At 72.0% G+C, this 8600-nt stretch carries 8 protein-coding genes; 1 reads left to right on the forward strand and 7 read right to left on the reverse strand.

The window, feature by feature from the left end; translation table 11 throughout:
• Window positions 1-2: 2 nt before the first annotated feature.
• The 7 genes from ABD912_RS06540 to ABD912_RS06570 form a co-directional block, all read right to left on the reverse strand.
• On the reverse strand, window positions 3-812 hold the full coding sequence (locus ABD912_RS06540) for a hypothetical protein (protein WP_345149370.1): 810 nt from the start codon (window positions 810-812) through the stop codon (window positions 3-5).
• Window positions 802-2952, reverse strand: a complete 2151-nt coding sequence (locus ABD912_RS06545; RefSeq protein WP_425548032.1) for a cytochrome c oxidase assembly protein — start codon at window positions 2950-2952, stop codon at window positions 802-804. The genes ABD912_RS06540 and ABD912_RS06545 overlap by 11 nt, the downstream gene beginning before the upstream one ends.
• A gap of 135 nt (window positions 2953-3087) precedes the next feature.
• The gene (locus tag ABD912_RS06550) at window positions 3088-4326 is read right to left on the reverse strand and encodes a Dyp-type peroxidase (protein ID WP_345149373.1); all 1239 of its coding nucleotides are present in this window, start codon (window positions 4324-4326) and stop codon (window positions 3088-3090) included.
• 1 nt (window position 4327) lies between these two features.
• A complete protein-coding gene (locus ABD912_RS06555; RefSeq protein WP_345149375.1) occupies window positions 4328-4933 on the reverse strand; it encodes a copper chaperone PCu(A)C in 606 nt (201 codons plus the stop codon).
• 153 nt (window positions 4934-5086) lie between these two features.
• Window positions 5087-5713 (reverse strand): copper resistance CopC family protein, encoded by a 627-nt coding sequence (locus ABD912_RS06560; protein ID WP_345149377.1) that lies wholly within the window; start codon window positions 5711-5713, stop codon window positions 5087-5089.
• Between the two features lie 45 nt (window positions 5714-5758).
• The gene (locus ABD912_RS06565; RefSeq protein WP_345149379.1) at window positions 5759-6394 is read right to left on the reverse strand and encodes a hypothetical protein; all 636 of its coding nucleotides are present in this window, start codon (window positions 6392-6394) and stop codon (window positions 5759-5761) included.
• 244 nt (window positions 6395-6638) lie between these two features.
• On the reverse strand, window positions 6639-6923 hold the full coding sequence (locus tag ABD912_RS06570; protein WP_345149438.1) for an HU family DNA-binding protein: 285 nt from the start codon (window positions 6921-6923) through the stop codon (window positions 6639-6641).
• Window positions 6924-7183: 260 nt separating this feature from the next.
• On the opposite strand from ABD912_RS06570, the gene aztD reads away from it, so the two are divergent.
• Window positions 7184-8524 (forward strand): zinc metallochaperone AztD, encoded by a 1341-nt coding sequence (gene aztD / locus ABD912_RS06575; RefSeq protein ID WP_345149380.1) that lies wholly within the window; start codon window positions 7184-7186, stop codon window positions 8522-8524.
• The last annotated feature ends 76 nt before the right edge of the window (window positions 8525-8600 follow it).

Below are 8600 nucleotides of genomic sequence, written 5' to 3' on the forward strand. Positions count from 1 at the left end.
GCTCAGTCCAGCGCGGCGAGGGTGGCGTTGAGCACGCCGGTGGCGATCGTCGCGATTTCGGCGGCGTCCACCCCGGACGCGGCGATGAAGGAGACCATCGCGACGTGGTCGCCCTTCTCCTTGATCAGCACCAAGGACTGCTGCTGCCAGCTGCTGCCGGCCGTTCCGCGTGTCCACAGCAGCGCGGAGTCGGCGGTGCCTTCGGCCACGGCGGGAGCAGCGGACTTCAGCGGCACGGTATCGGAGGTGGTGGACCCGTCGGAGTTCTCCGTCTGGATGTTCATCTTCAGGTTGCTGCAGGAGCCCAGCAGCTCCCGCACGAGCGCGTAGTGGGCGTCCAGGCTGGACCGCTCGGGAACCTTCGCGACCTCGATCGATCCGGTGATGCTTCCGTTCTCCGGCGTGAAGTCGGTCCGGGCGGCGTCCTCGCCCAGCTGCGCCGGGGACCAGTTCAGTCCCTCCAGCACGTTCTGGCAGGTGGAGGGAATCACCACCACGCCCTCCAGGGTGTCGGTGGCCGGTTCGCGCAGCGCCGCCAGGTCCGCGGCGGAGGCCTTCGCGGACTGGGTGAAGCCGAGCGTGTAGGCCTCCACGATGCCGGCCGCAACGGCGTATTCCTCCGCGGTGGCGTCCTCCACCGATCCGCTGGCCGAGGCCGCGGCGGTAGGCGACGCCGGGGCAGCGGTGGAGACGCCCGCGTGCGGGTCGGCGGGGGCCGCCGGGGCGGCACAGCCGGAAAGGAGCAGGCCCGCGCCCAGCAGCAGGGCGGCGGTGCGTGCCGCCGTCGTGGTCTTCGGGTGGTTAGCGGCCACGGCGGTCGATCTCCTCGTCGTGCTTCTTCAGTTGGGCGAACATCTGGTTGTAGGCCTGCAGTTCGGCGTCGTTGTCGCGGTCCGCCTGGCGGTCCTTGCGCTTGGTCTCGCGCGCGTCGTCGCGGCTCCAGGCGACCATAACGCCCAGGGCCAGCAGCAGGGTGGGGACCTCGCCGATCCCCCACATGGCGCCGGCGCCGATCTTCTGGTCCTCCAGGGCGTCCACGCCCCAGTCGCGGCCCATGTTGCCGAACCAGCTGGCCTGGATCAGCGACTCCCCGCTCATCAGGGATATGCCGTAGAAGGCGTGGAAGCTCATGGTGGCCAGCAGGATCACCAGCCGCATCGGGTACGGGGCCCGGCGCGGCAGCGGGTCCGCACCGATCATGGTCAGCGCGAAGATGTAGCCGGTGAGCAGGAAGTGCAGGTTCATCAGCTCGTGGCCCGCATGCTCGCGCAGCGCGAAGCCGAACAGGTCCGTGTTGTAGAAGATGATGATCGAGCCGGCGAAGTTGGCCGCGGCGAACAGCGGATGGGTGATGACCTTCGAGTAGGTCGAGTGGACCAGCGCCAGGATCCATTCGCGGGGTCCGCGGGTGCCGTCGGTGCGCACCGGCAGCGCCTTCAGCGCCAGCGTGACCGGGGCGCCGACGACCAGGAAGATCGGGACCACCATGGTCAGGGACATGTGGTCCACCATGTGCACCGAGAACAGCACCATGCCGTAGACGGCGGGGGCCCCGGAGGTGACGTAGACCAGGGCCAGCAGGCCAATCAGCCAGGAGACCAGCCGCAGCACCGGCCACTTGTCGCCGCGCCGGCGCACGGAGACGAACCCCTTGAGGTAGGCGGCGGCGAGGAAGAGCGCGATGGCCACCCACAGCCAGTCGATGCGCCAGACGGTGAACCAGCTGGAGACGCCGAGTTCGGGCGGCAGGTCGTAGCCGGTGAGCAGGCGGGCCGGGGTGGTTTCGGCGGGGGCCGCTTCACCGGCCGGCGGGGCGGTGCGTCCCAGCGCCGTGGCCAGGCCCATCACGGCGGCCATGACCGCGGCCTCGACCGCGACGATGCGCCACGCGGCGCGGGTGGCGGAGAACTGCCCGGCCTCCAGTTGGGGGATGGTGCGGCGGCGGTGGGCCAGGCCCAGCGCGCCCAGCACCAGGGTCAGGACGGTCTTGGCCGCGATGAGCCCGCCGTAGGGCGTGGCCAGCTGGGACCAGGAGTCCATGCGGATGGTGGCGGAGACGACGCCGGAGCCCAGGACCAGCAGGAACGCGAAGGTCGCCAGGGTGGAGAAGCGGCGGAGCACGACGCCGGCGAGGACCGGGCGCGCGCCGGCGAAGCGTCCGGGGGCGGGCCCCTGCAGCAGCCCCGCGACGAGGGCCAGGACCAGGATGCCGCCAACCCAGAGGCAGACGCCGAGCAGGTGCAGGCCGATCGCGTTGACCGCCCCCCAGTGGTCGTCGGCGCCCGCGGCGTGGCCCACCAGCGCGATCGGGACGACCCCGCCCAGCGCGGCCGCGGCGGCCAGGCCCACCCCGGCGGGCGAACGGACCCCGAAGGCCAGGGTGGAGACGACGGCACCGATGGCCACCATCCAGGCCCAGGCCTGGCCGATGGAGATGGTCTGGATGTAGTCCAGCATCGCCGCGGTGTAGGCGGGATCCAGGCTCAGCGGCAGGCCGGCGATGTCGGAGAAGGTGAGCACCAGCACCGCGGCGGCGCCCAATGTCCAAACCACGGCGGCCGTGGCGGCCACGTTCATCGCCCGGGTGAAGGCGGGATGTTCGCTGCCGCCGTCGGTGCTGCCGGCGCCGTCCTCGCCGCGGCGGGCGCGGTGCGGCCTGGTGGAGCGCGGCAGCACGGCCGCCGCGAAGACCAGCGCGCCGATCGCCAGCGCCATCGAGAAGTGCACCACAACACGGGCCACCGGCAGGCCCCAGCGCGTGAACGCACCCGGATCGGCGAGTTGCCCGGCCGCTGCAGCGCCGGAGTAGGCCAGGGCGGCAATCAGCGCCAGCACGGCCACCGGGATGGCCGGCAGGGCCAGGACCCTCCAGAGGCCTCCGTCGGACCTGTCGGTGGAGGGAGCGGAAAGCTGCTTCCCGCCCTTGCCCCGCGGAGCGTGCGTGTTGACCATTCTCCCTGCCACGTTTCCCTCGATAAATGCGTGCGCCGCGCCGGGCACGCCTTCCATTCTTTCATCCGGGAGGGCGCACCCAGAACCCGGCGGGCTTTGGCGTGCTCCCCGGCGGGGCCCGGTGTGCTCTCCGTCTCAGGCGAAGAGTCCGTCTCCGACGAATCCTCCCTCGGCGCAGCCCGGCGGAATCGCGTATACGGCGGAGCCGATGGGGGTGGCCCATTCGTTGAGCAGGTCCGCCTGGGCCAGCCGCCGCTGGATCGGCAGGAACTGCCGGTCGATGTCCGCCTGGAAGGAGGCGAACAGCAGCCCCGCTTCCGGGTCGGCGCCCGCGGCGGCGGACTCGTAGTTGTAGCCGCGGCGCAGGATGGTTTCCGCGCCGCGGGCCCGCGCCACGTGGCTGTCCGCGGAGATGACCGGCAGCCCGGAGGCGTCCGCGGCTCCCAGGTCCGGCTCGTCGTGCTCCCGGGTGCCGGTCAGCGGCGCTCCGGTGTCCTGCCGCCGCCCCAGCGCCAGGTCGCGTCCGGGCCGGTCCACCCTGTCCCAGGCGTCCAGGTCCATGCGGATCCGGCGCAGCACCAGCGAGGTTCCGCCCGGAAGCCACGCGCCGGTTCCGTCGGCCTCACCCCAGACGGCACGCTGGAGGGCGTCCCCGCTCGGGTTGGCGGTCCCGTCCACCTGGCCGAACAGGTTGCGCGGGGTGACCCCTTCCGCCCCGCCGCCGTAGGAGCGCAGGAAGCCGTCCTGCACCCAGCGCAGCACCGCCAGTCCTCGGGCGTCCTTGAGGAGCATCCGCTGGGTGTGGGCCAGGGCCATGAGGTCGTCGGAGCCGATCTGGACCAGCAGGTCGGTCTGCCCGTACGCAGCACCGAGGTCGTCGATCCCGAACGCCTCGAGCGGGCGCAGCCAGGCCGGCTTGCGGTCCGGGGCCACGGCATCGAGCAGGCCGGGACCGAAACCGAAGGTCACCGTCAGCCGCGCCGGGGCCGAGGCCAGCTCCGGCTCGGTGTCCGCCAGCGCCCCCGTGCCCGCCGTGAGCCGGGCCGCATCGGAGCTGAGCAGGCGCAGCAGCCGGCGCACGGCGTCCCCCTCCCCTTCGTCCTGCCCAGGCACGAGGTCGAACCCCAGGTAGCGGATGTGCGCGGTGGCCGGGGTGTCGATTCCGGCCTGCCGGGCGCCGTGGAACGCCAGTGTCCGGGCACCGTTGGCGCCGGTGCTGTCCAATCCGGCCGACGCCCGCGCGGCGGACCCTGTGCCCACCGTCTCGTCAGCCGCCGTCCCGGCAACACCGGCGGCTGCCGCCGTCCCCGCCACACCCGCCGCCAGGCCGGCCGCGCCGAACAGGACCGCCCGGCGGCCCGGTCGTGCCGCCACGCTAGCCCTCCGAACCGGATTCGTGCCCGGCTTCGTGGGACATGTCCATGCCGGCGGGCTCATCCGGGGCGTAGGTCTCGTTGGCGCCGGTGTAGGTCTTCACCTCGAACGGCACCTGGGACGTGCTGCCGTCGGCGAACTCCAGGGTCACCGCGACGGTTTCCCCGGCCTCGAGCGGGTCGGGCAGGTCCATGAACATGATGTGCAGGCCGCCGGGCTCCAGCGTGGCGCTGCCATCGGCCGGGATGGCGATGCCGCCGTCGATTTCCTGCATCTGCATGGCGCCGGCGCTGCCGGTCATCTCATGCAGTTCCACCGTCTTGGCCGCGGAGGTGGAGGCGCCCGTCAGTTCGGCGTCCGTGGTCCCGGTGTTGCTGAGGACGGCGAACGCTCCGGTCATGTCCGCATCGGCGGCCTTGACCCAGGGATCGGTGACGGTCACGGCGGCGGCCTGGGTGGCCGCGCCGGCGGAGGACGGCGCCGGGTCGGCGGCCGCCGCGCAGCCGGTCAGGGCCAGCGCGCCGGCAAGGCCCCCAGCGAGGAGGGCGAAGCGCGGGCGGAAGGCGGCGCTGGGCAGGGTTGTGTTGGGCAGGGTTGTTTTGGGCATGGAGGTACTCCTGAAGTGTGGGGCCCGCGGGAGGCGGGCAGGGCAAGGCTGCGCAGGGCACAGCTGTGCTGGAAAAGGCGCCGCAGGACAGGGCGCCGCTGGTCCCTAGTGGCACGGGCCGCCGCAAGGAGGCCCGTGCCCTGGGGCGGGGCGCTACTTGGTCTGGCGGCGGACCTTGGCCAGGACGACCGCCGCGGCGGCGAGCACGGCGACGCCGGCGATCGCCCAGACGGCGGCGGGAGGCAGCCCGCCGGTGGTGGCGGCGTCCGGAATGGCGGCCTCGGACGACTCCGCGGTCGGCTGCGGCGTGTCGAGCGCGGCCGCGCTGGAGGAGGATGCGGACGCGGTGGCGGCCGACGTCGGGCTGGCGGACGAGCCGGGGAGGTCGACGCTGAAGTCCAGCGTCTGGTCCACCGGGTGCCCGTCGGAGGACACCACGCGCACGGTGAGCGTGTAGTCGCCTTCGGGCAGCGGGTCGCCGAAGTCCACGGTGAGCGTGTCGCCGGAGACGCTGGGGTCGGCCTCGAACTGGTGGCCGTTCGCGTCCTTGAGCAGCGCGACGGTGCCGAGCTTGTTCAGTTCCGCCGAGTACTGCAGGGTGGCCTCGGTGGGCGCGGTGGTCAGTTCCGCGTCGTCCTTCGGCGTGGAATCCACCATGGAGTCGTGGGCGCTGGCCGCGGGGGCGCAGACCAGGGCGGCGCCTCCGATCGCTGCTGCGGCGGCGAGGCTGGCGCCAAAGCGCCGCCATCCTTGGCGGCCAGGGGTGTGCTGCGGGTTCATGGGATGTGTCCTTCCGCCCCGTGTGGGGCCTGCTTCTGCTTCGGGCTAGGAGGCGGAGCAGGCGGGCGGGCCGCGGTGGCGCAACGCCAGCAGGGGGACGCCCAGGTCGGGCAGGCCCGGCTTCTGGCAGGTTGCGGGCCGTGCGAGGCGCACGACGGCGGGGGCGGGCTTCCAGCGCAGGATCGCCACCGGGGTGGCGAGCAGCAGTGCCTCCGCGGTTGCCCGGGCGGCGAGGCCGCCCTTGCGCAGGACCGCGATGGTCAGCAGGGCCGCGGCAAGGTGCGCGGCGAGCATCCGTGCGTCGGGAACCGGCCCGCCAAAAAACCCGGCGCCTTCCATGCGGGCGGTTCCGGCGGCCGCTGTCCAGACGATGCTGGTTTCGGTGCCGTGGTGGGAGACCGTCTCGGTCAGGCGGCCGGCGGCGGTGTGCTGGTGGGCGCCGAGGCCGAAGAGCAGGTGGTAGGCGCCTTGGCTGAGCAGCACCCCGGCGGAGGTCCGCACCAGCGAAAGCCGGCGGCCGGCCAGCGCGGTGCAGATGGCGCCGGAGATCGCCAGGATCAGCGCGAGGACCGGCAGGGACGGCAGCGAGCCGTCGGCGAGGCCGTGCGAGGCGGCCGCAAGGGAGGTGGCGGCGAGGGCGCCCAGCCAGCCACGCATGATGCGTTGGCTGCGGTGCTCCACGGTTCGCTCCTTGCCTTGCGGATCCCGCCGTCGGGACCCCTGGATGGCACGGCACCGAAGGAGTCGGGGCCGCTGGACGATTCTACCAAAAGTAGAAGGTCGGACCGGCAATGCCCCCTCGCTGGACCCCGAAGCGACGGGCCGGAAAACGCCAAGGGCCCGCCCTCCCCCGAAGGGAAGGACGGGCCCGCGAACCTGCCACATGGTGCGGCGGTTCAGTGCTGCGGCACAGGGCCGCGGCGGCCTACTTGGAGGTGACGGCGGCCTTCAGCTTGGAGCCGGCGGTCAGCTTCACGGAGTGGCCGGCCGGGATCTGGATGGTGTCGCCGGTCTGCGGGTTGCGGCCGGTGCGGGCGGCACGGTCGGTGCGCTCGACGGACAGCCAGCCCGGGATGGAAACCTTCTCGCCCTGGGAAACCTGCTCCACGAACACCTCGAACACGGCGTCCAGAACACCGTTCACGGCGACCTGGGAGTTGCCGGTCTTCTCGGCAACGGCAGCAACGAGCTCACTACGGTTAATAGCCAATTTCATGTCCTCCTGGACTATCTCTCCCCAGCCAGACGGCAGGCGGGGCGCCCCGCGGTTACGGAACTTCTGAGTAGGAAACTACCAGCCGCCACGGACAGAAACGCGCGATTTTGCCGGGATTCGGCGGTTTTTTTGGGTTTTCTGGGCGAATTCACCGCCTCGGCGCCCCTCCGAGGGCCCTCCGGGACCGAACGGAGTTGCGGGCGTCACGTTGACATACTTTGAGAACGATTATCATTTAAGTTAGGTTCGTCGGCGTGAACACTCCAAAACGCACCTTGACGAACGTCCTCCTCCGCCGCGAAATCTCCTCCGCCGAGCTCCGGCAGGACACGCCCAAACGGGCCGCGCTGGCCGCAGCCCTCCTGGTTCCGGGCTTGGCGCTCACCGCCTGCACCCCGGCCGGCGCGTCCGCCGGCGACACCTCCGCGGCGGCCGCGTCCGCCCCCGAAGCGGCCGCGCCGACTCAGGAAGCCAGCCGTGCCCACCCGCGGCTGGCCATGACCTACGACGGCGGGGTGATGGTTTTCGACGCCGCAGCGGGGGAAGTCGTCCTGGACGAGCCCCTCGCGGGATTCAACCGGGTCAATCCGGCCGGCGACGGACGCCACGTGCTGGTTAGCACCGCCACCGGCTTCCGGGTCCTGGACACCGGGGCGTGGTCCGAGCCGCATGGCGACCACAGCCACCACTACACGTCAGCACCATCACTGACCGAGGCGGTTTTCCCCGCCACCACGCCCGGGCACGCCGTCGTCCACGGCGGCACCACGGCCCTGTTCGACGACGGCACCGGCACGGTCCAGCTGTTCGATCCGCGGGAGTTGTCCGGCCTTGCCGAAGGGCTGCCCCAGACCACGTCCTACGTCTCCGAGCACGCCCACCACGGCGTGGCGCTGCAGCTGCAGGACGGCTCCCTCTTGGTCACCGAGGGCGATTCCGAGTCCCGCAACGGCATCAAGGTCCTCTCCGCGCCGGCCGCCGACGGGAGCCGGACGGAGATCGCGCACAGCGACGACTGCCCCGGCGTGCACGGCGAGGCAGCCCTTGCCGGGGAGACGATCGTCGTCGGCTGCGAGGACGGGCTGCTGGCCTACCGGGACGCCAGGATCACCAAGATCGACGCGCCGGACGAGTACGCCCGCATCGGCAACCAGGCCGGCAGCGTGGAATCCGCCGTCGTGCTCGGGGACTACAAGACGGATCCGGATGCGGAACTGGAGCGCCCCACGCGGATCAGCCTGACGGACACCGCCACGGGCACCATGAAGCTCGTCGAGCTGGGCGCCAGCTACACCTTCCGTTCCCTCGGGCGCGGCCCGTCCGGCGAGGCCCTGGTGCTGGCCACGGACGGCACCCTGCGCGTGATCGACCCCAAGACCGCGAAGCAGGCCGCCTCCATCGAGGTCATGGACGCGTGGGAGGAACCGCTCGAGTGGCAGCAGCCGCGCCCGGCCCTGTATGTGCAGGGGACCACCGCGTACGTCACGGAGCCGGCCACCAACCAGCTGCACACGATCGACCTGGTCGGCGGGCGGGTGCTGGGCAGCACGGAACTGCCGCATACCCCCAACGAGTTCACCGGCATCCCCGGATAGCCACGCGCGGGACCGCGTTTGCACGGCCACGCTTAAATGCCCGAAGGCCGCACCCCGAACGGGGTGCGGCCTTCGT

This window comes from Arthrobacter ginkgonis, from assembly GCF_039540195.1.
Lineage (GTDB): Bacteria > Actinomycetota > Actinomycetes > Actinomycetales > Micrococcaceae > Zafaria > Zafaria ginkgonis.

Coding starts and splice junctions, on each gene's coding strand:
- ABD912_RS06555 (WP_345149375.1), bottom strand. CDS start 4,933: ATGCCCAAAACAACCCTGCCCAACACAACCCTGCCCAGCGCCGCCTTC.
- ABD912_RS06560 (WP_345149377.1), bottom strand. CDS start 5,713: ATGAACCCGCAGCACACCCCTGGCCGCCAAGGATGGCGGCGCTTTGGC.
- ABD912_RS06545 (WP_425548032.1), bottom strand. CDS start 2,952: ATGGTCAACACGCACGCTCCGCGGGGCAAGGGCGGGAAGCAGCTTTCC.